Raw genomic sequence first — 24,228 nt, 5'->3', positions numbered from 1 at the left:
ATGATTAAGAACCCAATCCTCCCGGGTTTTCACCCCGATCCGTCCATCTGGCGGGTCGGGGATACGTATTACATCGCCACCTCGACGTTTGAATGGTATCCTGGCGTCCGCATCCATAAATCAACCGACCTGGTGAATTGGGAGTTTGCCTCGGCCCCATTGGACCGCGCCGAACTTCTGGACATGCGCGGCAATCCGGACTCCGGTGGCGTCTGGGCCCCGTGCCTGTTTTACGCGGACGGAAAGTTCTGGTTGGTCTATACTGACATGAAGCGACTGGACGGAGCATTCAAAGACTCGCCCAACTACATCACTTGCTGCGAAACCATCGACGGCACTTGGTCTGATCCTTGGTATGTGAACTCGTCGGGCTTTGATCCGTCCCTGTTTCACGAAGATGATGGCCGCAAGTGGTTTGTGAATATGCAATGGAACCACCGCGGCGACGGCACCGGCGGAAATCCGGCCCACAACAGCTTTGATGGCATCCTTTTACAGGAATGGGACCCCGAGCAGGGTCTCATCGGCAAGGTCACAAATATCTTCGAAGGAACCGACCGGGGCGTGACTGAAGCCCCCCATATATTCAAACGAAACGGTTGGTATTACCTGACAACGGCGGAAGGTGGCACCGGATATGGCCATGCCGTGACAATGGCCCGGTCTCGGAACATCGACGGGCCCTACGAGGTGCATCCGAACAAATTTCTGATGTCCGCCAGGGACGCACCCGACCATCCGATCCAACGCACCGGTCACGGCCAGATTGTCGAAACTCCCGACGGCGAGGTCTGGCATACATTCCTCATGGGCCGTCCGATACCGGGACCAGATGGAACCGGCCGTTTCAGCCCAATGGGCCGCGAAACCGGGATCGAGAAATGCGTCTGGAAAGACGACGATTGGCTCTATCTGGAACACGGCGGATTGCTGGCGCGCGAAAACGTGCCTCATACCTTGCACGGTCCAGCACCTGAGGCCAGTCACTACGATTTTTCTGGCGACAAATTACACCATGATTTCCAGTGGTTGCGCACACCAGAGCCTGACCGACTTTTCCGTCAGAGGGACGGTAAACTGACGCTGACAGGCCGCGAAAGCATCGGCAGCTGGTTCGAGCAATCTCTGGTCGCACGTCGCCAGCAGCACTTCCAGTATCGCGCCGAAACCACGCTCGAAACTGATCCGATCACCTACCAGCACGCCTCGGGCCTTACGACCTACTACAATCGCTCCAAGTTTCACGCCCTTCTGGTCACCAACGAGCCGGGTATTGGCAAGGCGCTCACCATTCAAAGCTGCCCCGGCGACTGGCCGAACGGTGCCCTGTCGCATCCCCTTGATGCACCAGTTCCAGTGCCCGACGGACCCGTGCGCCTGGCCGTCGAAGTCGACCATGCAACCCAGCAATTCTATTACGCCATCGGCGATGGCGACTGGACTCCTGTCGGCCCGATATTAGATGCCAGCGTCATCTCCGACGAGGGCGGGCGCGGCGAACATGCTTCGTTCACTGGGGCCTATGTTGGCATGGTGGCCTATGACACCTCGGGCGGCGCGGGCGAAGCGCACTTCAGCCAGTTCTCCTATAGTCCGACGGATGCGGCGTGATCAGCGAATTGATGATTTGCAACATTTCGGACGGATCGGTGCAGCCGGTCCTTGAAGTGGATCACATCATCAAAGCCCCTAACTGGTCGCCTGACGGATCACACCAGATCGTCAACGGCAATGGCCAGCTTTTCCGCGTGGATCTGGCGAACCCGGCCCTGGAACACATCGATACCGGCAATCTCGACCAATTGAACAACGATCACGGCGTTTCCCCTGACGGCAGCCAGATCGTCATTTAGGACCGCAGCGAAACCGGCGAAAGTCGGATATATCTCTTGCCCTCCCAGGGCGGCGCGCCCCGACTTCTGACGCCAAATGGGCCATCCTATTGGCATGGGTGGTCCCCGGACGGCGGCCGCATCGCCTATGCCGCCAAGCGGGAAGATAGTTTTCAGGTCTATTCCACTGCCATCACCGGCGGCGAAGAAAAACAACTGACCCAAGATTTCGATCATTGCGACGGACCGGATTACACTCCCGATGGCCATTGGATTTGGTTCAACGGCGAACGTGACGGCACAGTCGATTTGTGGCGCATTACCGTGGACGGCGGCACACCCGTACGAATGACCCACGACACCCGGGTGAACTGGTTTCCCCATCCGTCACCTGACGGCGAACACGTTGTCTACTTGGCCTATCCCCCCGGCACCAAAGGTCATCCCGCAAACAAACAGGTCGAACTGCGCTTGATGCCCCAAACCGGCGGCGCCTCGCGCCGGATCACAACATTGCTTGGCGGGCAAGGCACGATTAACGTGCCATCGTGGTCACCTGACAGCCAACACTTTGCATTTGTGCGCTATCGATGCCCTGAATAGGAGAACAGACATGAAAACCATCAAAGGCCCCGCGCTATTTCTGGCGCAATTTTCCGGTGACGATGCGCCGTTCAACTCATGGGACACCATGACCAAATGGGCGGCCGATGCGGGCTACATTGGTGTGCAGGTTCCAAGCTGGGATGGCAATCTGTTCGATCTGGACAAGGCCGCAGCGTCAAAAGATTACTGCGATGAATTCAAAGGTCAGGCCGCAGCGAACGGCATCACCGTGACCGAACTGTCGACTCACCTGCAAGGGCAACTGGTCGCCGTGCATCCGGCCTATGATCAGGCGTTTGACGGATTTGCCGCCGAAGCTGTGCGCGGCAACCCAGGCGCGCGTCAGGAATGGGCTGTGGATCAGGTCAAGAAGGCGTTGACCGCCAGCCGCAATCTGGGACTTTCCGCGCACGCGACGTTTTCGGGCGCGCTGGCATGGCCATATGTATACCCATGGCCACAGCGTCCGGCGGGTCTGGTCGAAGCGGCCTTTGATGAACTGGCCGCGCGCTGGCGTCCGATCCTGGACCACGCCGACGAAATGGGCGTCAACGTTTGCTACGAAATCCACCCCGGCGAAGATCTGCACGACGGTATTTCTTACGAGATGTTCCTGGAGCGTGTTGGCAATCATGATCGGGCGATGATGCTCTACGATCCGTCACACTATGTTTTGCAACACCTTGATTATCTGGCGAATATTGACATTTATCACGAACGCATCGGCATGTTCCATGTTAAGGACGCCGAGTTAAATCCAACCGGTAAACAAGGTGTCTACGGCGGGTTCCAGTCCTGGGTAGATCGTGCTGGACGCTTCCGCTCGCTGGGCGATGGTCAGGTCGACTTCCGTGCGGTGTTTTCGAAACTCACACAATATGATTTTGACGGATGGGCGGTTGTCGAATGGGAATGCGCAATGAAGCACCCCGAAGACGGCGCGCGCGAAGGGGCGGCCTTTGTAAAGGATCATATCATTCGCGTCACAGAACGGGCCTTTGATGATTTCGCCGATGGCGGCACAGATGACGAAGGCAATCGTAGAATGTTGGGATTGGATTAAGGTTTTGTGAGTGGGCCCCGCCCACCCACCCCGGCCGGGGGCGCTGCCCCCGTCGCCTTTGGCGACTCCCCCGGAGTATTTTTGACCAAAAAGAAGATGATGAGGATCACATGGAACGGCGCAACACAGATCGGATCAGGCTTGGTATGGTTGGCGGAGGGCGGGATGCCTTCATTGGCGGGGTGCATCGCATTGCAGCCCGAATAGACGACCGGTTCGAGCTTGTGGCCGGGGCTTTTTCGTCGACGGCTGAGAAAAGCCTGGCCTCGGCGCAGGATTTCGGAATTGATCCCGCCCGTGCCTATGGCAATTTTGCCGAAATGGCCAAGCGCGAGGCGCGCCTGAAGTCGGGCATCGAGGCGGTGGCCATCGTGACGCCGAACCACATGCACGCCCCAGTTGCCAAAGAGTTTCTGAAACGTGGCATCCATGTCATCTGCGACAAGCCCCTGACCGCGACCTTGCCCGAGGCCAAAGCTCTGGCCAAGGCAGCGGCCAAATCTGACGCGCTGTTTGTGCTGACCCATAATTACACCGGCTATCCGATGATCCGTCAGGCCCGCGCCATGGTCGCCGCAGGCGACATTGGCACGGTGCGTGTGGTTCAGGCCGAATACCCGCAGGATTGGCTGAGTGACAAACTGGAAGACAGCGGGTTGAAACAGGCCGAATGGCGCACGGATCCCAAATAAAGCGGGGCCGGGGGGTGCATCGGCGATATTGGCACCCATGCTTTCAACCTCGCTTCTTTTGTGACCGGGTTGGAACTGGCGGAATTGTCTGCTGATCTGGCAACCTTTGTTGACGGCCGCCAGTTGGACGACAACGCCCATGTCATGATGCGGTTCACTGGTGGGGCCAAGGGCATGCTCTGGGCGAGCCAGGTGTCGCCGGGCAATGAAAACGCCCTGAAGCTTCGCGTCTATGGCGACAAGGGCGGGCTGGAATGGAGCCAGGAAGACCCGAACTATCTGTGGTTCACGCCTTTTGGCGAACCAAAGCGCCTTTTGACACGGGGTGGTGCCGGGGCAGGCGATGCCGCCAATCGCGTCACGCGAATTCCGCCCGGCCATCCCGAAGGCTATCTGGAAGGCTTTGCCACGATCTACGCAGAAGCGGCGGAAGCCATCAATGCCCGCCGGGCGGGCGTGCCAGTGTCTGGCGATGTAGCGTTCCCCGATATCAATGACGGTGTCATCGGGGTTGCCTTCGTCGATGCCTGCGTGCGGTCTTCCAACCGCAACGGCGCCTGGGTTGGACTGAAACTCTAAGAGTTAACGCAAGGTATCAGCACCGTTCGGGTCCACCGACGTAATACCGACATGATACCGACGCGATACAGACAGGGTGTTTCGAGCCGATCAAAGATCGATTTCGATCACCCCGTCCGGGTCCGCAGCGCGGGATTGGCAAAGGATCATCTTGGTCTGCCGCTCGCGGTTTGACAGAACGAAATCACGGTGTTCGACCTCGCCCGAGACGATCCCGCAACTGCAAACCCCACAGATACCATCTGAGCATTTTACCGGCACCTGAATGCCCGCGTCGGCCAATGCATCGGTTCCGGATTTATCAGCCGGAACAATTACTTCCCGGCCAGACTTCATCAACTTCAGGGTAAAGTCGTGGTTCTCATATTCCGGCACATCCGGGGTCGAAAAATACTCGATATGGCAATTATCTTCTGGCACGCCCGCGCCCTGCGCAGCATCAACTACGGCTGACATAAAGGCGTCGGGACCACAGGCATAGACATGGGTATCTTTGCCGGGTTCGGTGAATATGTTGGCCAAATCGGCGCGCGTGTCTTCATCCGAGATGTGCAGGCGTAGATTTTCAGACCATTCAAAGCCTTGAATATCCTCAAGAAATCCCGCTGCCGCTCGGGTCGGCACCGAATAGTGCAACTGAAAATCAGCGCCAAGCCCGTGCAGTTCATGGGCCATCGCCACCATCGGGGTAATCCCAATACCACCGCCCATCAGAAAGGTTTTGCTGGCAGTTTCATCCAGTGGAAAATGGTTGATCGGCTGTGAAACGAAGACCTTGCGTCCTTCTGAGAATATCCGGTGCATCAGCGCCGATCCCCCTCGGCCCTCGTCTTCACGCAAGACAGCAATCTGATAACGTTTTCGATCAATCGGATGACCGGACATCGAGTATTGTCTAAGGAATTCAGGGGCTACAACCACATCCAGATGCGCGCCCGCCGACCATTCCGGCAAATCGCTTTCGTCCAGAGCGGTGAATTCATATTTTGTTATGTCTGCCGTGAGATTTTCAACCTTGCTGACGTTGACCCGCACAACCGGACTTGTGCCATCACCTGAATACTTGTGAACATGGGCAGTCTCACCAGCTTCGGATTTGGCGCGGTGGTCTTTGGCGCTGATCAGGTTTTCATAGGCCGAAATTCCGGCCTCGCGGTCCATAGGGAAAGGATAGGGCCAAGGATGGGGCGCAAGATTTGCCGGGTAAACCGCCAAAGTCTGGTCCTCGTATTTCAGATCCAAATCGCGTTGCAAATCCCGCGCATTGGCCGGAACCTTGGCCGCGTGATAACCACCACTTTCGTCTAACTCTATGTCCCACCACCATTTTTTCACCGGGTTCAAACCGCCACGCCCGGCAACATCGTCCAGTTTCGCAAGTGCGGGTGCTGCACTTGGCATATTCATCGCGGCCCAACGGAAAGGTTTTTCTGCAAACAACCCCTCTAAATTCCAAGGGCAGGTTTTCATGCACCTCCCGCACATCGCCCCACCTTCAGTGGTGATCCGGTAGGTTGCGCATTTCTGGCTGTCGGATTTCCAAATCTCATAGCCGTTGAACATCAGCTTTGGACCGGCGGTAATCGCGCCCGAAGGGCACTCGCGGGCGCATTTGTTGCAGGACTCGCAAAACTTTTGCAGTCCAAAGTCAATCGGCCGGTCATGGGCCAAGGGCAAGTCAGTTGTCACCACGCCGGATTTCAGCCGTGGTCCCAGAAACGGGTTCAGGATCACTTCGCCAATCCGGCTGACCTCTCCCAGCCCCGACAATAGTAACAGCGGTGGCTGCAACACTTCGCCGTCCAAAACCGTATGCGCCTTTGCCTTATACCCTAACCGTCTGATTTGTTTAGAGATTATGCCTCCCAAAAGAGAAAAGCGCAGATAGGCCCGCATAGATTGAGCGACCGAAATCCAGTCGTCGCCGCTGGCACCTTCCATCGTTTCATATCCCTGATCAACGATCATCGAGATTGCCTGATCATGGGGTGGATCCAATGGTGCCCCGGTAGCGTCGTGGGAATACCAGCTCCATTCCGGGCACCGGCTTAGACCGGCGGCATCGACACCCAGAAAATAGGTTGCGGCCTTAATTTTTTTGCAATATCAACGGTGTCCACTTGAACTTGCGTGTCGGTTTCGACTGGCCCGTCCTGCAGAAAGACAAACGCACCCAACATGCGCCTTTGCGCCATCGAAGGTGCCGCCTTGCGCGCATAGTATCCGCCTTTGGCACCGTTTTGCAGTTTTGGCCCCATATCACCGAACTGCGCGCGCGCGAACATGTCGGTACGCTTGGGAACCCGTGCAACGTTTGGTTCGTCAATATAGGTCGTCGGGTCGTCCACTCGTTTCAGGGTCTCAAACGGATGCGGCCCGTCGGCAAAATTTCGTTTTCTGTAAGGGTCTGATGTCAAAGCGCTTTTGCGGAAACCCGCCCCCACCCACCAGGCCGGTCCTTCGGTGCGGAACTTGGGCTGCTCACGTCGTTGCAAGAGCGGAGCATCAACATCCAATGGCATATCAGTCGTAATTGCCGCCAGTCCAAAACCGTTCGTAAGGTAGGGAACCCACAGCGCGCCATCTTCCACAGTCGCTAATCCAGTCGCAACCGCAACATGGTTCAGGTCGATCTCTGACGAGGTTGCAGTATGCGCCTTTGCGCGCCACCCAAGCAGGCGAATATAGTTCGCCAAAACGACCGCCGTTTCGGTTGCTCGCAAATGAGCGACATGTCCCGCGGCACCTTCCAGCCACTCAGTTCCGGGTTCATTCGGACGCGGCGCGCGAGGGGCCTGGTTGATCACCACCATCACATGGTCATGGCCATCAATGCCGCTGGGTTTGGCCTGCATCGATTCTTTCAGATCGGCCATGATCATATCGATGCCCGAAGCCAAAGTTTTGGTCTGCCTGGTCCTCAGGGCTTCAGCCAAAGCAGCGATATCCGGGTTGCCATAAGGCGTTTCCAGCACAGCCCCCCTCGGCATCCGTCCAATGCCAGCCGTATCCGCGTCGCTAAAATACGCGAATGATTTCAAATGGTTTGCCCGCTCAACCGGATCATCCGTCACAGTCGCACGGCTCTTGTTCACAAACCCATCTCGAATGGTATCCATCATTGCCTGATGGTCAGTCATTGCGTTGATTATGGACTGCCTTGCTTCAGTGCGATGATACGAAAACTGTTCGAACCGGGGTAGTCCGTCGACACTAAATTTTGTGCCGCGTGACAATCGCTCCAAGGGATATGGACCCAAATGAACAGGCCGGTTCTTGTCGGAAAATATCCTCATGAGTTGGAAGCTAAGATGATTTCCCAACGGGGTCGATAGCTCGCTGCGCATTTCCATAGCCAAATGCGAATATGATTGGGAATTGCTCCGCGCGACGGGCAGGCGTATAGCGATTCTCATGTCGACCGCCGAAACTCAAAACCGGCCAGTTCCCACGCTGGCCAATCAGTCGCGTGCACTGATCGCACTCGGGCTTCCGCTCGTGGGCAGTCAGCTTGCGCAAGTGGCCATTCAAGTCACTGATACGCTGATGCTGGGCTGGTACGACGTTTCTGCCCTTGCCGCCGTTTCGCTTGCAGGTCCGGCATTTTTTACTGTTTTCATCGTCGCCTCGGGCTTCGCTATCGCCGTCATGCCCATGGTGGCCAGTGCAGCAGGTACCGACGATGACCGACAGGTCCGCCGCGTTACTCGCATGGGTCTTTGGCTGACCATTCTGTTTGGCGCAGTTCTGACCGTGCCACTTCTGTTTTTTGAAGAGTTTTTCCTGGCCATCGGTCAAGAGCCGCTTATCAGTGAACTTGCGGGAAAATATATGGATATCATAGCGTTCGGCCTAATGCCGGCGCTTCTCGTCATGGTCTTTCGAAGCTATCTTTCGGCGTTGGAACTCACCCGCATCGTTCTCTACGCGACTTTGGCGACGACGGTTCTTAACGTTGCGTTGAACTACGCTTTGATTTTTGGAAATTGGGGCTTCCCCGAGCTTGGCGTCGAAGGCGCCGCAATAGCGTCGGTCATCGGCCATATCCTTGGTGCGCTTTTCCTTTGTGCCTATGCGCTGATCCGCACACCCAAATACACGCTTTTCCAGAACTTCCACCGCCCTGATTGGGATGCACTTTTCAGCGTATTTAAGCTCGGCTGGCCGATTAGTCTGACTCTTCTGTCCGAGGTCGGTCTCTTCGCCGTAGCCTCGATCATGATGGGTTGGGTTGGAACGATCTCGCTGGCCGCCCACGGCATTGCTCTGCAAATCGCGTCGGCAACCTTCATGATCCACCTTGGGCTGTCGCAGGCCATCACCGTGCGGGCAGGGCGCGCATGGGGGCGTGGCGATCACCAGACGCTCCGGTTAGCGTCTCAATCGGCGCTGCTGGTGTCAGGCGGGGCAGTGGTGGTTACGATCTTCGTATTCCTGATGTTCCCGAACCTGTTGATCGGAGCTTTCATCGATCCAACAGACCCGGACCGGGCAGAAATACTTGCCATCGGGGCCATTCTGCTTGGAGTAGCAGCGCTTTTCCAGCTGGTAGACGCCGCTCAGGTTATGGCGCTTGGAATGCTCCGGGGCGTGCAAGATACGATGGTGCCGATGATCATGGCAGCCATTGGCTATTGGGTTGTTGGTGTACCCACAAGTTACTTGCTGGGCTTCGTGTTTGGGCTTGATGGCGCAGGAATATGGCTGGGGTTGTCCCTTGGATTGGCGATCACTGCCGTTCTGCTTCAAAGCCGGTTCTGGATGCGCCACGCAAAGCCCAGCCAGACTTCCTAATCGGTCTGCGTTCTGAGCCACTCCATGACATTGCCGCGCACGGACTGATGGCCATCGTTACGTGACTTGGCGATCACTTCTCTCGCTTCTTCCAGATTTACCCGTCTTAACAGGTGTTTGACCGGCCCGATCGACGCTGGGCGCATGGAAAGCATCCGCAATCCAATGGCCGACAAACAAAGGGCCTCGATAGGTCGCCCCGCATCTTCGCCACAAAAACTTAATGGAGTTTTCGTGCTGTTACACCGTCCAACAATCTGCTGAATGAAGGTCAAATAGCTGACGTTCAACGTATCATAGCGGCGGCGAACACGTTCATTCTCGCGATCAGCTGCAAAGAAGAACTGCTTCAGGTCGTTGCCGCCGATGGAAATGAAATCGGCCATTTCAAAAAACTGGCGCGGAGCAAAGGCCAGGCTTGGCGTTTCCAGCATGGCCCCGATTTCCACCTTTTCCGGCAAAGTATGGCCAAGTTTTCGCTCTCGCTCGACTTCGTTCAGCACTTGCTGACGCGCTGCCTTGAACTCTTCAAATTGGGCAACAAAGGGGAACATAACGGTCAACGGTCGACCATTTGCGGCCCGGATCAATGCTTGCAACTGCATGCGCATGACCCCGGGTTTGTCTAGGCCCACTCGAATAGCCCGCCAGCCAAGCGCTGGATTTGGTTCGTCTTCGCGCTTCATATAGGGCAGCACCTTGTCTGACCCGATATCCAGCGTTCGAAAGATCACGCGTTTCCCATTGGCCGAATCCAGCACACGCGAATAGATGGCTGACAATTCACCGCGCCGCGGAACCTTGTTGCGGGCCAAAAACTGCAGCTCGGTACGGAATAGACCGACGCCCTCGGCACCGGAACCTTCCAGAGACGGCAAATCGGCCAACAATCCGGCGTTCATATGCAGTGAAATCGTCGCTCCACATTTGGCTTGTGCCGGCAGTCCGCGCAAATCAGCGTAGCGTTCCTGCGCCTTGGCCTGCATCGCGATCTTGTCGCGAAATGCACTTGCTACATTGTCGTCCGGGCGCAAATGAACAATGCCCTGTTCGGCGTCGACCATCACATGGTCACCGTTCAAAGCCTCGCCAGTGACGTCCTTGGCGTTGATAATCAGCGGAATAGCCCAGGCGCGTGCCACGATGGCCGCGTGACTTCCAACCGAACCCTGTTCCAGAATGATGCCGCGCAAACACTTGCGTCCATACTCCAGCAGTTCTGCAGGGCCGATGTTGCGGGCCACCAATACCGCGTGTTCTGGCATCTCCGCGCCGGTGTCTTTGCCCTGTCCGGTCAGTATCCGCAGCAACCGGTTGGAAAGGTCGTCCAGATCGTGAAGCCGCTCGCGCAAATAGGCATCGGGCACCTGGCTCATACGGCTTCGCGCTGCCGATTGTTCTTTTTCCACGGCGGCCTCAGCTGACAATCCAGCAGCGATGTCTTCCTCCATCCGACGCAGCCAGGACCGCGAATTCGCGAACATGCGATAGGCTTCCATGACCTGACGCTGATCGGAATCCGCACCATCCGAGGCCACCGTCTTTAGCATATCGTCGACCGACATCCGCAGATCGTTTACCGCCGCCCGCAACCGATCCGATTCAGCGTCCGGATCATCCGCAACCGGGTTCGAAACCACCACGCGCGGTTCGTGTAGCCAGACATTGCCTTCGGCCAAACCTTCCTGTCCGATCCCACCGCGATACATGGCCGGTAGCGTATGTCGCGCTCGCAGTGCTTCGCCTTCGCCGACGAAGGCACCCAACTCCGTCATTTCGGCCAGTACCATGGCCACAACTTCCAGTGCATAAACCTCGTCATCTGAAAAAGCCCGGGCTTCTTTGGATTGAACGACCAGAACCCCCAGTTTCTCGCCCAGCCTCTGAATAGGCACACCGCAGAATGACGAAAAAATTTCTTCCCCTGTTTCCGGCATGAACCGAAAACCCTTAGCGGAAGGGGCGTCGGCTTCGTTCACAATGCGCCCACTGCGCGCCACACGGCCGACCAGCCCCTCGCCCAACCGCATACGCGTCTGATGAACTGCGTCTGGGTTCAATCCCTCCGTCGCACATAATTCAAGAGTTTCGGCATCGCGGAACAGATAGATCGAGCAAACCTCGGTCATCATAGAATTGCCGATCAGATGCGTAATCCGATCCAATCGGGCTTGCCCGGCGCTGTCTTCCGCCAGCGTCTCACGAAGCCTGACAAGTAGCTTGCGGCTTTCGCTTTCCGAAGGATTCGCCATTATTTCAGAACCGCCCCGAGCCTCCCGCGGTTTCTCCGCAGTTGACCTAAATAGACCACACCACGATCCTAAACGAAATGCTTAATCGCAGCCGGGGGACCAAGCCAATCCCAGTGCAGGTCTGATGCCTGTAAATCGGTGCCTTTGATGGAATGAGCCCTTGCCAAAAGACGATAGAGTGCCAGTTATTTATACAGCAACAAATGTTTAGCAGGCTCGGATGATCGATCTTTACACATGGACAACTCCCAACGGGCGCAAAGTGTCTATTTTGTTGGAAGAACTTGGCATCGAATACAAATCCATCGGAATTGATCTGAGCAAGGGCGCACAACATCAACCCGAATTCATCGCGGTCTCTCCAAACGGCAAAATCCCGGCGGTACACGATTACGCTTCGGGTCAGTCAATTATGGAGTCAGGCGCGATTATGCTTTGGATTGCCGAGCGTGAAGGCAGATTTCTGGGCGCACCAGAAGATCGCCCACATGTTTTGGAATGGTTGATGTGGCAGATGTCGGCACAGGGTCCAGCGCTTGGCCGCATTCATCAATTCGCCAAATACGGAAATCCATTGGGCGAGCCTGCGGAAACTAACTTTCGCAAGGAAGGGGCCCGACTTTATCAAGTCCTGGATGATCGGCTGCAAGACCGCGACTACGTCGTCGGGGCAGGGCGGGGCACCTACACGATTGTCGACATGGCTATTTGGCCTTGGGTTTCGCGGTTTGAGTGGCATCAAACCGATCTGTCAAAATATCCATCTGTAAGCCGCTGGTATAAAAGCCTTGCCAAACGACCCGCCGTTCAGCGTGGTTACGATCAGCCCCATTTCGTAAATGAGATTCCCTTGCCTTAAAGCCTCTGGTTTTGGGGCACGCAAAATCGTCATTTTTTTGATTGACGAGTCAATCAAAAATAAATTACCAGATTTGGGCTGAACTAGGTGAGAAATCATGCCCAAAATTGGAATGGAACCATTGCGCCGCGCCGCGCTGATCGACGCAACCATTACCGAGATTGGTCTGGCCGGGTCGCTGGACATAACAGTAAGTCAGATCGCACGCCGCGCTGGTGTTTCCAGCGGCCTCGCTCATCACTATTTCGGTGGCAAAGACCAGATTCTACTGGCAGCCATGCGCCGTATCATGGCCGACTACGCCGCCGAGGTTCGTGCTGGTTTGAAAAGGTCCAGAACGCCACGCGACCGTTTGGAAGCCATCGTCAGTGCTGGATTTTCTGCCCCGAACTTCAAGCCCGACACTGTCAGTGCCTGGCTGAACTTTTATGTCCACGCCCTGTCTTCGGCTGAAGCTGGCCGACTTCACAGGGCTTACACCAAAAGACATCGCTCAAATTTACGGCACGCTTTAAGACCGATCGCCGGGTCCCAGGCTGATGAACTGGCCAATCTCGCAGCCGCCCTGATTGATGGGCTCTATCTGCAATATGGTTTGGCAAAATCGTTGCCCGCAGGTGCCGAGGCCACGGCAATTGTCATGTCCGCCATCGAAAAAAACATCTCTCACAACTGAGCGCATAGGGAAGTACAACAATGGAAGCAGATTTCGTCATAATTGGCGCAGGCTCCGCTGGATGCGCGATAGCTTACAGATTGAGCGAAGCAGGGCATTCAGTACTCTTGATCGAGTTTGGCGGCACGGACATGGGCCCTTTCATCCAAATGCCCGCAGCGCTCAGCTATCCAATGAATATGTCCCATTATGACTGGGGATACTCTTCAGAGCCTGAACCCCACCTTGGTGGACGGTCACTTCACACGCCACGCGGCAAAGTCATTGGCGGTTCATCCTCTATCAACGGCATGGTCTACGTACGCGGCCATGCTCGGGATTACGACACATGGGCACAAATGGGCGCAAGCGGCTGGGCGTTTAGCGATGTCCTTCCATATTTCAAACGCATGGAATCCTGGCATGATGGTGGTCATGGAGGCGATCCAGAGTGGCGTGGCAAGACCGGTCCGCTGCATGTGACGCGCGGAAAACGCGCAAATCCACTGTATCATGCCTTCGTGGATGCCGGCCGACAGGCGGGCTACCAAACGACCGATGACTACAACGGAGAAAAGCAGGAAGGCTTTGGCCCGATGGAACAGACCGTATGGCGCGGTCGCCGCTGGTCCACAGCCAATGCTTATCTGCGTCCGGCGCTAAAACGTAAAAACTGCTCAATTGTCCGCGGGTTGGCGCACCGGATCGTGATCGAGGACGGTCGCGCAACAGGCGTTGAAATTCAGCAAGGCACAGAAGTCAAAACAGTCAAAGCCCGTCGCGAAGTCATTATTTCGGCTTCGTCAATAAATTCCCCCAAGTTGCTGATGCTGTCGGGTATTGGCCCTGTCGCGCATCTCGCCGAACACAACATCGACGTTGTTGCGGATCGCGCGGGTGTTGGCCAAAATCTTCAGGATCACCTCGAAGTCTATTTTCAGATGGCCGCCAGCCAGCCGATCACGCTCTTCAAATACTGGAACCTGATTGGAAAGGGGCTCCTGGGCGCGCAATGGTTGTTCACAAAGACCGGACTCGGAGCTTCGAATAACTTTGAAAGCGCCGGGTTCGTTCGTTCGCGTGCTGGGGTCGAGTATCCGGATATTCAATACCACTTCCTGCCGCTCGCAGTGCGATACGACGGCAAAGTTGCCGCCGAAGGTCATGGTTTTCAGGCACACGTCGGCCCAATGCGCAGCCCGTCCCGTGGGGCTATTACTCTCAGATCGTCTGATCCAGTCGAAAAGCCGGTTATCCGGTTCAACTATATGTCCACCGATCAAGATTGGGTCGATTTCCGTAAGGCCATCCGACTGACGCGAGAGATTTTCGAACAAGAGGCTTTCGCGCCGTATGTGTCTCACGAGATCCAGCCCGGCGCGGAAGCAACAAGCGATGAAGCCATTGATAGCTTCATCCGCGATACTGCGGAAAGCGCTTATCACCCTTGCGGAACCTGTAAAATGGGTGCAGCCAGCGATCCTATGGCTGTGGTCGACCCTGAATGTCGCGTGATCGGCGTTGATCGATTGCGGGTGGCCGACAGCTCGATCTTTTCCCAGATCACCAATGGCAATCTCAACGGTCCATCCATTCTGGTGGGTGAAAAAGCCAGTGCCCATATACTGGGAACTCCCCTACCACCAGACGACGCCCGTGTCTGGATTCATCCAGATTGGCAGTCCAGCCAGCGTTGATGTTGATAGAAAGATTAGATTTTCAACGGTGTGCATTTTTCAGTGTTGTGACATGAGTATTTTAACCAGAAAGAAAGTAAATTTAAGTCAAATTGTATCTGCGGTACAGACGGGAGCGCCGATGACCGCCCAGAGAGAAGGCTATCTCTAGAAGGTGCCTCACAGCGGGGCACCTTCGCCCTGAGCATTCTTTCTGGTCAAAATACTCCGGGGGACGAGCGTAAGCGAGGGGGGCAGAGCCCCCTGCGGGTCGCCGCCGAAGGCGGGGAAATCAAGATTATTCGTCGGGCTTAGGCTTTTTCCAACTCAAAAGCGTCATGAAGCGCCTGCACGGCCAGTTCCATGTATTTGCGGTCGATCAGAACTGAAATTTTGATCTCGGATGTCGTGATGACTTTGATGTTGATGCCTTCGTCACGCAGTGAATTGAACATCTTTGACGCTACACCCGCATGGCTGCGAATCCCAATCCCAACAACCGAGATTTTTGCGACATCAGCATCCGTCACCAGTTCGGCAAAATTGATCTCGCCGCTTTCCTTTGCGGATGCCATGGCCCGTTCCGCCAGGTCAATTTGATTGACAGGCAGTGACCAGGTCATATCCGTGCGCCCATCTTCCGAGATGTTTTGCACGATCATGTCCACGTTGACGCCAGCATCTGCCAGCGGGCCAAAGATCGCGGCCGCAATGCCCGGACGGTCAGCGACAGATAACAACGTCATCTTCGCCTCATCGCGGCTAAAGGCCACCCCTGCTACGGCATTGAATTCCATGATGTCCTCCTCGTCGCAGACCAACGTGCCTGCAGTGTCGTCATTGTCTTCGAAACTCGATAGCACCCGCAGACGCACCTTAAATCGCATCGCCAGTTCGACCGATCGCGTCTGCAGAACCTTTGCCCCAAGCGACGCCAGTTCCAGCATCTCTTCAAACGCGATCTTGTCCAGCTTGCGCGCCTTCGACGTGATCCGCGGGTCTGTCGTGTAAACGCCGTCAACATCGGTATAGATATCGCACCTTTCGGCCCCGAATGCGGCGGCAAAGGCCACGGCGGTCGTGTCTGATCCACCGCGACCCAGCGTCGCAATCCGACCTTCAGGGCTTATCCCCTGGAACCCGGCGACCACAGCCACCTTCATGCCTTCGTCGAACTTCGCGTTGATATTGTCGGTCGGAATTTCCTCGATCCGGGCCGAGGCATGGGCCGAATTGGTCATCAATGGCACCTGCCATCCTTGCCAGGACCGCGCAGGCACATCCATTTCCTGCAGTGTCAGTGCCATCAACCCGGCAGTCACCTGCTCGCCCGACGACACGACGGCATCATACTCGCGCGCATCGAAAAATTTCGATGTCTCTTCAACCCAGCCCACCAACTCGTTGGTTTTGCCCGACATCGCTGAAACGATGACGATCACGTCATAACCATTGGCTACTTCGCGCCCCACGCGCTTGGCAGCGCGGCGGATGCGATCCAGGGTGGCAACCGAGGTTCCACCGAATTTCATGACCAACAGGGGCATAAAGGGCAGGTCCGTTTAACTTACGAAGTGCTGTTAAAAGATCGCCCACCACAGGGCAAGAGCGCATTGGCCGCAACTACATCGGGTGATCACGTCCGTCCCAGGTCTGAAAGCAACCGGTCATCTCAATATCGAGGAATTCAAGACGGTCCGCCAACCCTTTGGCGGCTTCCAACGCGGTGATCTCAGCTGCCCCACCACCCATATCTGTTTGCACCCAGCCCGGATGATAAATTCCAACGGCTATTCCCTCGGACCGCAGATCATTTGCCAGGTTGCGACCAAAATTCAAAGCAGCGGCCTTGGACGCGCGATAAATGTAAGATCCACCCGGTGCCCGAACGTCAGAAGCCATCTGACTGGACATGATCGCTATCCGGGGCTCGGTGCCGCGGCGCAAAGCTGGCAGGCACGCCTGAACGGTCAAGAAAACGCCCGTGACATTTGCAGCAAACGTTTCTGCCCAAAGGTCCGGCGCATATCCTGTATCAATCGACTGGCCTTTTTCAAGGTAAACGCCTGCGTTGCACACAAGACAGTCCAACGAACGGTTGTCATAGAAACCCTTGAGGGTTTCAAAGTCGTCCGGCTTCGTAACGTCCAGATGCAGCCAACCATCAGAGGTGTCGCCGCGATGGGTTCCGGTCACCGCATGATTGCGCGACATCATCTCTTCACGCAATGCCGCTCCGACGCCGCGATTAGCACCGGTAATCAACGTATCCATTGGCTCAGTTCGTTTTCTGCTTAGGAATAAACGGCAAGGGCAGGGCAGGCACACCGTCCTCGGCCAGTTTCTTGGCGTCTTCAGGCTTTACTTCACCATAGATCGAACGCTGCGGGGTATCGCCCAGGTGCATCGAGGTCGCTTCATCCGCAAACTTCGTGCCCACATATTCCGAGTTTGCCTCAACGTGCGTGCGCAATTTCGACAACGCATCCTGCAACTTCGGGTCGGGACCGGTTGCCATGGCCTGGGTCGGCAGGGTCGGCGCATCCTGTCCTTTCGGCGGCGTCGAAACGCGCGGTGCCATCAAGGATTTCTTGATAGCAGACGACCCACACATCGGACAGTCGACCATCTTTGCACTGTGCAACTTGTCGAACGCATCGCCCGACTGAAACCAGCTTTCAAACTGGTGGTCGTTTTCACATTTTAGCGCGAAACGGATCATCGGTGCAATTTTCCAATGCAGTCAGGGTGCGCAAGACCTATGCAACTTTCCCTAATATTTCAATTCCAAAGGTGTCGCAGGTTTACCCGGCTTCTACCGCCGCAACATCATCCCGGTTTCCCGCGCCACGAATATTCAGCGCCAGCAAACCCAGTACCGCCGCCGCACCAATTGCATTGATCAGATGGCTGCCCGGCCACAGACAGGCGATCCCGGCCACAGCAACCACTATGCGCAAGATAATCCCTATGGGTGCCTCCATGCATCCTTGGATGGCCGCAGCCAATCCATAGATGCCGACAACGGCAAACGCGAAAATCGTCAACATCACGCCCCAGTCCCCGGACAGAAACGGCGTATAGGCCATGATCACCGGCACGATATAAAGCCCCTTTGCCAACTTCCAGCTTGCCACACCCGTGGCCATGGTGGGGGCCTTTGCGATCGCCGCCGCGGTAAAGGACGCCAACGCCACAGGAGGCGTCACGTTACTGTCCTGACTTAGCCAGAAGATGATCATATGGGCCGACAGAATGGCTGCAATCGAGGCTTCGGTCGGCACTGTCAGGTCCCGCAACGGGGCCGCTACTTCCAATGGCAAAGCCTTAATGATCTCTGCTGCTTGTTCATAAGACATTGGCCCCGCCAACAGCGCCATATGCTCTGGCGCACCCAGCATCAGCACTGCCTTCGCACCATCATTCAATGCGCCTGCCGCCAGCAAATCAATCACCACCCGGTCCGCAATCATGCCTGCGATGGCAGGGGCGGAAAGCGTTGCCAGCACGATATAGGCTGCCGTCACCGGCAACCCCATGCCCAACACCAGACTTGCGATGGCGACCAGCAGCAAGGCGATCAACAGATTGCCACCGGCCCAGTCGGCGATCATCAAACTGAAGGTATTCCCGATCCCGGCTGTCGAAATCACATTCACCACCAAGCCAACCGAGCACAGCAACACAGCCGTCATGATCATGCCCTTGGTGCCCATCACCAGGGCTTCAAACACCGCCTTCGGACCCATGCGGTTCTCGGTCAGCCAGCTTGAAGCGACAACCGCAATAATTCCGAACACCGCCGCATAGGCGGGCGTGAACCCCATCACCAGCAACGTGATCAAACTGCCAATAGGAATGACGAAACTCGCGCCGCCCTTGCGGAACGCCGACCCCAAAGTCTCGCCGTCATTATCTATCGGCTTCAGGTTCAGACGCTTCGCCTCAATGCGCACGAAAAACGCAACCGACAGGAAATACAGCAAGGCGGGCAGGGCGGCCACGGCCACGATCTTTTCGTATGAAATCTGCGTAAAACTCGCCATCACAAAGGCCCCAGCCCCCATAATCGGCGGCATCAATTGCCCACCGGTTGAGGCCGCAGCCTCAACCCCACCGGCGAACTTCGCCTGAAACCCGGCACGCTTCATCATCGGGATGGTGATCACACCTGTCGAAGCTGTGTTGGCAACAGCAGACCCCGAAATCGTCCCGGTTAATCCACTGGCAATAACGGCCACAATGCCGGGTCCGCCAGTCAAACGACCCGCCGCAGCCCGCGCCAAGTTGATCACAAACTCACCCGCCCCAGACCGCAACAAAAACGCCCCGAAGATGATGAAAAGAAACACGAAGGTTGAAGATATCCGGGCAATCGTGCCGAACATCGTGTCGTCGCCAAACATGGACCGAAACGCAATGGTCTCCCAGCTCAGACCGGCGAAGGAAAACACGCCAGTAATATGATTGCCCCAGAACCCGACATAGGTCAGCGCAGTAATGATCAGGATGGGAATAACCACCCCCGTCAACCGCCGCGTCAACTCGATCCCGCCAAGAATACAAAGCCCGATCGCGATCCAATCCAGCGTGACCAGCTTAACGCCCCGGTCGTAGATACCATTCTCGGCCGATGGGATATAAATCGCCGCCGCCGCAACAGCCGAACCGAAAATCAAATCGCCAATCAGCATCCCCCGGCTACGCGTTTTGCCTTTGATAATCGGGTTATAAACCGCCGCTAGAAACGCAAAACCCGCAAAGTGATAGGCGTTGCGATGAAATTCCGAGATCAGCGGATCAAAGGCCAGATAGATGTGTCCGACCGCAATCAGAAAACAAAGCCCATGCAGGGCGAATTGGGGCAATCCTTCGAACTCGCGCAACGATGGTGCCGAGACGACTTCTTCGTCAGACATGTGATTGGCTCCCCCCAATGCGATCCGGCCAGGGTTTCCCGGCCGGATCAGTCTTTTTTAGCGTTTTCGCTTACTTCGCCATCAGGCGGTCAGGGATTTCGATACCTTGTTCCATGTAGAACTTGGCAGCCCCCGCGTGCAGCGGCACAGGCAGACCAGCAATGGCCTTTTCCAACGCCATGGCCTTGGTGGCCGGGTGGATCGCCTGAAGGAAAGGAAGGTTTTCATAGATCGTCTTGGTGATCATATAAACATTCTCTTCCGGCAGATCGGCACTGGTTGCCAGGAAGTTTGGCTGGGCAATCGTGTTCCAGTCATTGGCCTGATTTGGATAGGTGCCTGCCGGAATAACAAAGCGCGTCCAAAGGTTGCGCCCGCCATCCATCTTCATCATTTCGTCGTCGGTAATGTCCAACGGCATAACGCTGTCGCCAGCGGCGGCCATCAATTGCGACACAGCACCAGTTGGCACACCAGCAGGCGTGCCGATGCCCTTGACCTGCCCGTTCTGCAGCGCCTCGGCTGATGGACCATAGCCTGCGAACACCAGCTCATAGTCGTTGTCCATGTCGATGCCGAGACCGCTCAGAAGCGTGCGGTTAGATCCAATGGTGCCCGAGTTCTGACGACCCAGCGCCATGCCCTCACCCTTCAGCGCAACCATATCCATGGCCGTGCCGCTTGAAGCTGCATCCTTCGAGATGACAAACTGCTCGACGTTCTGCCACAGCATGGTCACCGAACGCAGGTTCTCTTGCGGCCCACTTTCGCTGATCGGGCCAGTGCCGGTCGCGGCATAGCTGCCGAATAGGCCTTGCATAATCGCGAACTGAGCTTCGTTTTCGCGCAACAAGCGCACGTTCTCGCCCGAACCGGCCGAGCTGATGGCTGACATGCCAATTTTTTGCTTTGGCTCCAGCTTCACTTTCACCAGCGTCGAAAGCGCGACGCCAACCGGATAATACGTGCCACCGGTTGAAGCGGTTGCCAGAATATACTTGGCCTCTTCGCCGTATGAAGCGGTACCAAGCGAAACAGATGCAGCGGCTGCGAATGCAACCGTCTTTACGTTGATCATGTGATCCTCCCAGAATCTGGCCTTTACGGCCGAATGTGTGAATAATTCAAAGATAGCGCAGGACGGGCCATGAGCAAATCCGCCAATGTCCCTGCAAAGGTCTGCGGATATCCGCAAAGCTGTCTCAGTCGAGGAATTCTGACTTATCCAGACCCAGTTTCGCGATCTTCTCGTTCAGCGTCCGCCGCCCGATCCCCAAAGCCTCGGCCACCGCATCCATCCGCCCCTGATTGGCCCGGATGGCATTACCGATGAGTGATCTCTCGAACGTCGCCACCGCCTCGCGCAAGGTCGCGGGCACAGCGTCAGCACTCTCGGAGGGTCGCAAAGCCTCGGCCACCGACCCAACCCCGCGCCGATGTGCCAAAGCCCGGCGTTCAGCAATATGGCGCAACTCGCGCACGTTTCCGGGCCAACCATGGGCCATCAGCGCAGCGGTATCGTCCGCCGTCATGGCAGGCGGCGATATCTCATAGGTCTCGGCCATCTGGCGCAGAAAATGCTCATACAGCAGCAACACATCCTCGCCCCGATCCGCCAGACGGGGCAGGGCAAGAATAAACGCGCTCAGACGGTAAAACAGGTCGCTTCGAAACCGCCCCGCCGCGACCAGGTCTTCCAGGTTTTCATTGCTGGCCGCAATGACCCGCACATCCACCGTCTCAACTTGATCCGCCCCGATGGGCAGAACCTCCCCGGTCTCGATCACCCGCAGCAGCTTCGCCTGAACATCATCCGGGCAGGCCGAAACCTCGTCCAGAAACAGCGTCCCGCTCTGCGCGGACCGGATCAACCCACGTCCGCCATCGACCGCGCCAAAGATCATCGCATCAAACCGCTCCGGCGCAATCGTCGCGCAATTCACCGCAACAAACGGATGATCCCGCGCAGGACCCAGATTATGCAACGCCCGCGCCACGACCTCTTTCCCGGTGCCCGTCTCACCACTGATCAAAACACTGCCGTCCGCCGCCGCAATATCCAGTATCTCTTGGCGCAAGCCTGTAATCGCAGGCGCATCGCCAACTAACACCCGGTCCAACCCAGAAAGCGCCGTCAAGTCGCGCGCCATCCTTTGCGTCGCCGCCAATAACCGCTGGTTTTCCGCCGCATGGGTCAGGATTGAGATTAAGCGTCTGGGATCATACGGCTTTTCAAGAAACGAATACGCTCCGTCCTGCATTGCCTTCACAGCCGTCGGAATGTCGCCATGGGCGGAAATCAACACCAAAGGCGGCGCGTGATCCAACTCGCCCAACTCACCCAACAACTCCAAACCCGTCATTCGCGGCATCCGCACATCCGACAACACCACGTCTGGGCCATGATCCAATTCGCGCAACGCCAGGGTCGCATCCGAATAGGGCCGCACCCGGAACCCGGACTGCTGCAACAAATGCACCAACGATTGCCGCATCTCCCGGTCATCGTCGATCACAAAAACAAGGAACGGGTTGCTCGTCATGCGCTCACCGCCCGAAACGCTGGCAACACCAGAGTGAACACCGCGCCACCTTCGGTCCGGTCCTTCGCCCGCAAATGTCCGCCATGATCCTTCACAATCTGCGCCGATATCGCCAGACCCAGCCCCATGCCTTCCCCTGATGACTTCGTCGTCACGAAGGGTTCGGTCATGTCACCAATGTCTTGCCCGCCAAGGCCCGACCCATTGTCCTGCACCGTCAAAAACACGTCCCCACCGGTCACATTCAACGTAATCTCAATAGCAGCATCCGCTTGCCCCGATGTGGCATGAAGCGCATTGCGCAACAGGTTCACCACCACCTGTTCAAGACGATGCTGAACGCCCGAGACGATGCCAAGACACTCCGAAACATCCACTCGCACCTCGCACTCCGCACTTTCGAAATCATGCGCCAGCAGCCGGTTTGCACCCGCAACCACCTGCGCCAGATCCACCGGTTGCAAGGGCTGGCGCGTCGGCGTTGCAAAGAACCGCAATTGATTGGTGATGTTCTGCATCCGCGCCACCAGACTACCCAAATCACTGTTCAATCCACCCGGTTCCGCCCCCTTGGCAATTTCCTCAGCCGCAAGATAGTTTTTCATCGCCGAGATCGGTTGCCCAAGCTCGTGCGTGATCGACGCCGACAATTGCCCCAACGCTGCCAATCGCGACGACCGCTGCAACTCGGCCTGCGCCTTCTGCAACGTCTCTTCCACCCGCAAGCGTTCATCGACTTCCTCGCTCAATCGCGCCCGATCAGCATTCGACGCGGCCAAAGCCCTGTCCAGCCGGATCGAGCGAAATACGGTCGCCACAACCGCGACAACCAACACCAAACCGACAACCAACGCCAAGTACAACGCGGCCCTTATCCGCAGTTCCGCCACCGACGACAGCAAATGCACTGTCCAGCTTTCGCTGGGAATGATCGCGGTCGTCCGCAAATAGCTGACACCATCAAGCGTTATCCTACCGTCTCCGCCATTTCGCCAATCCAACGGCAACAGCGGGGCACCATCGAACTGCCGATCCTCCGACAAAACTGACCGCTGTTCGACCGTCAGCGGCGCTATTGTGCGAAACAAATGATCCCGCGTCGTCGCCGCCAGCACAATTCCTTCGGCGTTGGACACCAAAACCTGGCCGCCGCTGTCGGCCCAACCCTCTGTCAGCGCGGCGACCCCGATTTTCACTACAGCCACACCGACAATCTGATCGCCCGCAGTCCTCACCGGATGCGACACGAAATACCCCGGTCGCCCCGTGGTCACGCCAACCGCAAAGAAGCGTCCTGTCTGCCCCGCCATCGCGTCGCGAAAATAGGGTCGAAATGTATAGGATTGCCCAACAAAGGTATCCGGCGTCGCATGGTTCGATGCCGCCACCGTTAAACCGGTTTCGTCCATCAGATAGACAACTTCCGCATTCGACCGCGCCGCCACCTCTTCAAGATGCCCGTTAATAACCGCCCCGTCACCGCTTTCGATGGCTGCGATCGCCCGCGTATCGCCTGCCAGAATGAATGGCAGGTGGTCCAGCCGCGTCAAAGCATCATCTATTGTGCGCGCCAAAAACGCGGCCCGATCCGGGGTTGTCTCCTGCGCCTGGCGGAAAAACACGCTGGAAAGCGTCAGATAGACCAAAACCCCGACCAAAATCGAGATCGGCAAAAACAGCCAAAGCCGCGTGCGCGATAGAGAAGGGGCAACGCTTTCCATAGGCAGCGATAAGGCCGTCTCTGGTCAGAAGCGTCAA

Annotated in this window: 14 protein-coding genes and 3 pseudogenes; 8 read left to right on the top strand and 9 right to left on the bottom strand. The window is 56.6% G+C overall.

The window, feature by feature from the left end; genetic code table 11:
• The 4 genes and pseudogenes from GKR98_10090 (at window position 1) to GKR98_10075 (ending at window position 4,772) form a co-directional block, all read left to right on the top strand.
• Entirely contained in the window at window positions 1–1,611 is a 1,611-nt protein-coding gene (locus GKR98_10090) for a family 43 glycosylhydrolase (protein QMU58508.1), read from the top strand.
• An 11-nt stretch (window positions 1,612–1,622) separates the two neighbouring features.
• A pseudogene (locus GKR98_10085) lies at window positions 1,623–2,435 on the top strand (hypothetical protein).
• Between the two features lie 10 nt (window positions 2,436–2,445).
• Window positions 2,446–3,501, top strand: coding sequence for a TIM barrel protein (locus tag GKR98_10080; protein QMU58507.1), 1,056 nt, complete (start codon window positions 2,446–2,448; stop codon window positions 3,499–3,501).
• 146 nt (window positions 3,502–3,647) lie between these two features.
• A pseudogene (locus GKR98_10075) lies at window positions 3,648–4,772 on the top strand (gfo/Idh/MocA family oxidoreductase).
• Between the two features lie 90 nt (window positions 4,773–4,862).
• Here the strand turns inward: GKR98_10075 and GKR98_10070 are convergent.
• Window positions 4,863–8,068, bottom strand: a pseudogene (locus GKR98_10070) (reductive dehalogenase).
• A gap of 118 nt (window positions 8,069–8,186) precedes the next feature.
• Here GKR98_10070 and GKR98_10065 point away from each other — a divergent pair.
• Window positions 8,187–9,566 (top strand): MATE family efflux transporter, encoded by a 1,380-nt coding sequence (locus GKR98_10065; protein QMU58506.1) that lies wholly within the window; start codon window positions 8,187–8,189, stop codon window positions 9,564–9,566.
• Here GKR98_10065 and ptsP read toward each other — a convergent pair.
• Complete coding sequence (gene ptsP / locus GKR98_10060; GenBank protein ID QMU58505.1) at window positions 9,563–11,818, bottom strand: phosphoenolpyruvate--protein phosphotransferase; 2,256 nt, start codon at window positions 11,816–11,818, stop codon at window positions 9,563–9,565. The genes GKR98_10065 and ptsP overlap by 4 nt on opposite strands.
• A 220-nt stretch (window positions 11,819–12,038) precedes the next feature.
• On the opposite strand from ptsP, the gene GKR98_10055 reads away from it, so the two are divergent.
• The 3 genes from GKR98_10055 to betA all read left to right on the top strand — a co-directional run bounded on the left by GKR98_10055 (window position 12,039) and on the right by betA (window position 15,029).
• Window positions 12,039–12,677, top strand: a complete 639-nt coding sequence (locus GKR98_10055) for a glutathione S-transferase (GenBank protein ID QMU58504.1) — start codon at window positions 12,039–12,041, stop codon at window positions 12,675–12,677.
• A gap of 97 nt (window positions 12,678–12,774) precedes the next feature.
• The gene (gene betI, locus GKR98_10050; protein QMU58503.1) at window positions 12,775–13,353 is read left to right on the top strand and encodes a transcriptional regulator BetI; all 579 of its coding nucleotides are present in this window, start codon (window positions 12,775–12,777) and stop codon (window positions 13,351–13,353) included.
• Between the two features lie 20 nt (window positions 13,354–13,373).
• The gene (betA, locus tag GKR98_10045; GenBank protein QMU58502.1) at window positions 13,374–15,029 is read left to right on the top strand and encodes a choline dehydrogenase; all 1,656 of its coding nucleotides are present in this window, start codon (window positions 13,374–13,376) and stop codon (window positions 15,027–15,029) included.
• Window positions 15,030–15,319: 290 nt separating this feature from the next.
• On the opposite strand, the gene GKR98_10040 is transcribed toward betA, so the two are convergent.
• The 7 genes from GKR98_10040 to GKR98_10010 form a co-directional block, all read right to left on the bottom strand.
• Window positions 15,320–16,555 carry an aspartate kinase gene (locus GKR98_10040; protein ID QMU58501.1) on the bottom strand — a complete coding sequence of 412 codons (1,236 nt, stop codon included), beginning with the start codon at window positions 16,553–16,555 and terminating at the stop codon, window positions 15,320–15,322.
• A 76-nt stretch (window positions 16,556–16,631) separates the two neighbouring features.
• On the bottom strand, window positions 16,632–17,282 hold the full coding sequence (locus tag GKR98_10035) for an SDR family NAD(P)-dependent oxidoreductase (GenBank protein ID QMU58500.1): 651 nt from the start codon (window positions 17,280–17,282) through the stop codon (window positions 16,632–16,634).
• Window positions 17,283–17,286: 4 nt separating this feature from the next.
• The gene (locus GKR98_10030) at window positions 17,287–17,730 is read right to left on the bottom strand and encodes a DUF1178 family protein (GenBank protein ID QMU58499.1); all 444 of its coding nucleotides are present in this window, start codon (window positions 17,728–17,730) and stop codon (window positions 17,287–17,289) included.
• 82 nt (window positions 17,731–17,812) lie between these two features.
• Window positions 17,813–19,927 carry a TRAP transporter fused permease subunit gene (locus GKR98_10025; GenBank protein QMU58498.1) on the bottom strand — a complete coding sequence of 705 codons (2,115 nt, stop codon included), beginning with the start codon at window positions 19,925–19,927 and terminating at the stop codon, window positions 17,813–17,815.
• A gap of 70 nt (window positions 19,928–19,997) precedes the next feature.
• On the bottom strand, window positions 19,998–21,005 hold the full coding sequence (locus GKR98_10020) for a TAXI family TRAP transporter solute-binding subunit (protein ID QMU58497.1): 1,008 nt from the start codon (window positions 21,003–21,005) through the stop codon (window positions 19,998–20,000).
• Window positions 21,006–21,129: 124 nt separating this feature from the next.
• Window positions 21,130–22,470, bottom strand: coding sequence for a response regulator (locus GKR98_10015; protein QMU58496.1), 1,341 nt, complete (start codon window positions 22,468–22,470; stop codon window positions 21,130–21,132).
• Window positions 22,467–24,191 carry a GHKL domain-containing protein gene (locus GKR98_10010; protein QMU58495.1) on the bottom strand — a complete coding sequence of 575 codons (1,725 nt, stop codon included), beginning with the start codon at window positions 24,189–24,191 and terminating at the stop codon, window positions 22,467–22,469. The genes GKR98_10015 and GKR98_10010 overlap by 4 nt, the downstream gene beginning before the upstream one ends.
• Window positions 24,192–24,228 lie beyond the last annotated feature (37 nt).

The organism is Boseongicola sp. (genome assembly GCA_014075275.1).
Classification (GTDB): Bacteria; Pseudomonadota; Alphaproteobacteria; order Rhodobacterales; family Rhodobacteraceae.
Note: the sequence above shows the minus strand (reverse complement) of the source record. Positions and strands in the feature narration are given on the sequence as shown.

Coding starts and splice junctions, on each gene's coding strand:
- betI (QMU58503.1), top strand. CDS start 12,775: ATGCCCAAAATTGGAATGGAACCATTGCGCCGCGCCGCGCTGATCGAC.
- betA (QMU58502.1), top strand. CDS start 13,374: ATGGAAGCAGATTTCGTCATAATTGGCGCAGGCTCCGCTGGATGCGCG.
- ptsP (QMU58505.1), bottom strand. CDS start 11,818: ATGGCGAATCCTTCGGAAAGCGAAAGCCGCAAGCTACTTGTCAGGCTT.
- GKR98_10025 (QMU58498.1), bottom strand. CDS start 19,927: ATGTCTGACGAAGAAGTCGTCTCGGCACCATCGTTGCGCGAGTTCGAA.
- GKR98_10055 (QMU58504.1), top strand. CDS start 12,039: ATGATCGATCTTTACACATGGACAACTCCCAACGGGCGCAAAGTGTCT.
- GKR98_10065 (QMU58506.1), top strand. CDS start 8,187: ATGTCGACCGCCGAAACTCAAAACCGGCCAGTTCCCACGCTGGCCAAT.
- GKR98_10040 (QMU58501.1), bottom strand. CDS start 16,555: ATGCCCCTGTTGGTCATGAAATTCGGTGGAACCTCGGTTGCCACCCTG.
- GKR98_10020 (QMU58497.1), bottom strand. CDS start 21,005: ATGATCAACGTAAAGACGGTTGCATTCGCAGCCGCTGCATCTGTTTCG.
- GKR98_10080 (QMU58507.1), top strand. CDS start 2,446: ATGAAAACCATCAAAGGCCCCGCGCTATTTCTGGCGCAATTTTCCGGT.
- GKR98_10030 (QMU58499.1), bottom strand. CDS start 17,730: ATGATCCGTTTCGCGCTAAAATGTGAAAACGACCACCAGTTTGAAAGC.
- GKR98_10090 (QMU58508.1), top strand. CDS start 1: ATGATTAAGAACCCAATCCTCCCGGGTTTTCACCCCGATCCGTCCATC.
- GKR98_10035 (QMU58500.1), bottom strand. CDS start 17,282: ATGGATACGTTGATTACCGGTGCTAATCGCGGCGTCGGAGCGGCATTG.
- GKR98_10015 (QMU58496.1), bottom strand. CDS start 22,470: ATGACGAGCAACCCGTTCCTTGTTTTTGTGATCGACGATGACCGGGAG.
- GKR98_10010 (QMU58495.1), bottom strand. CDS start 24,191: ATGGAAAGCGTTGCCCCTTCTCTATCGCGCACGCGGCTTTGGCTGTTT.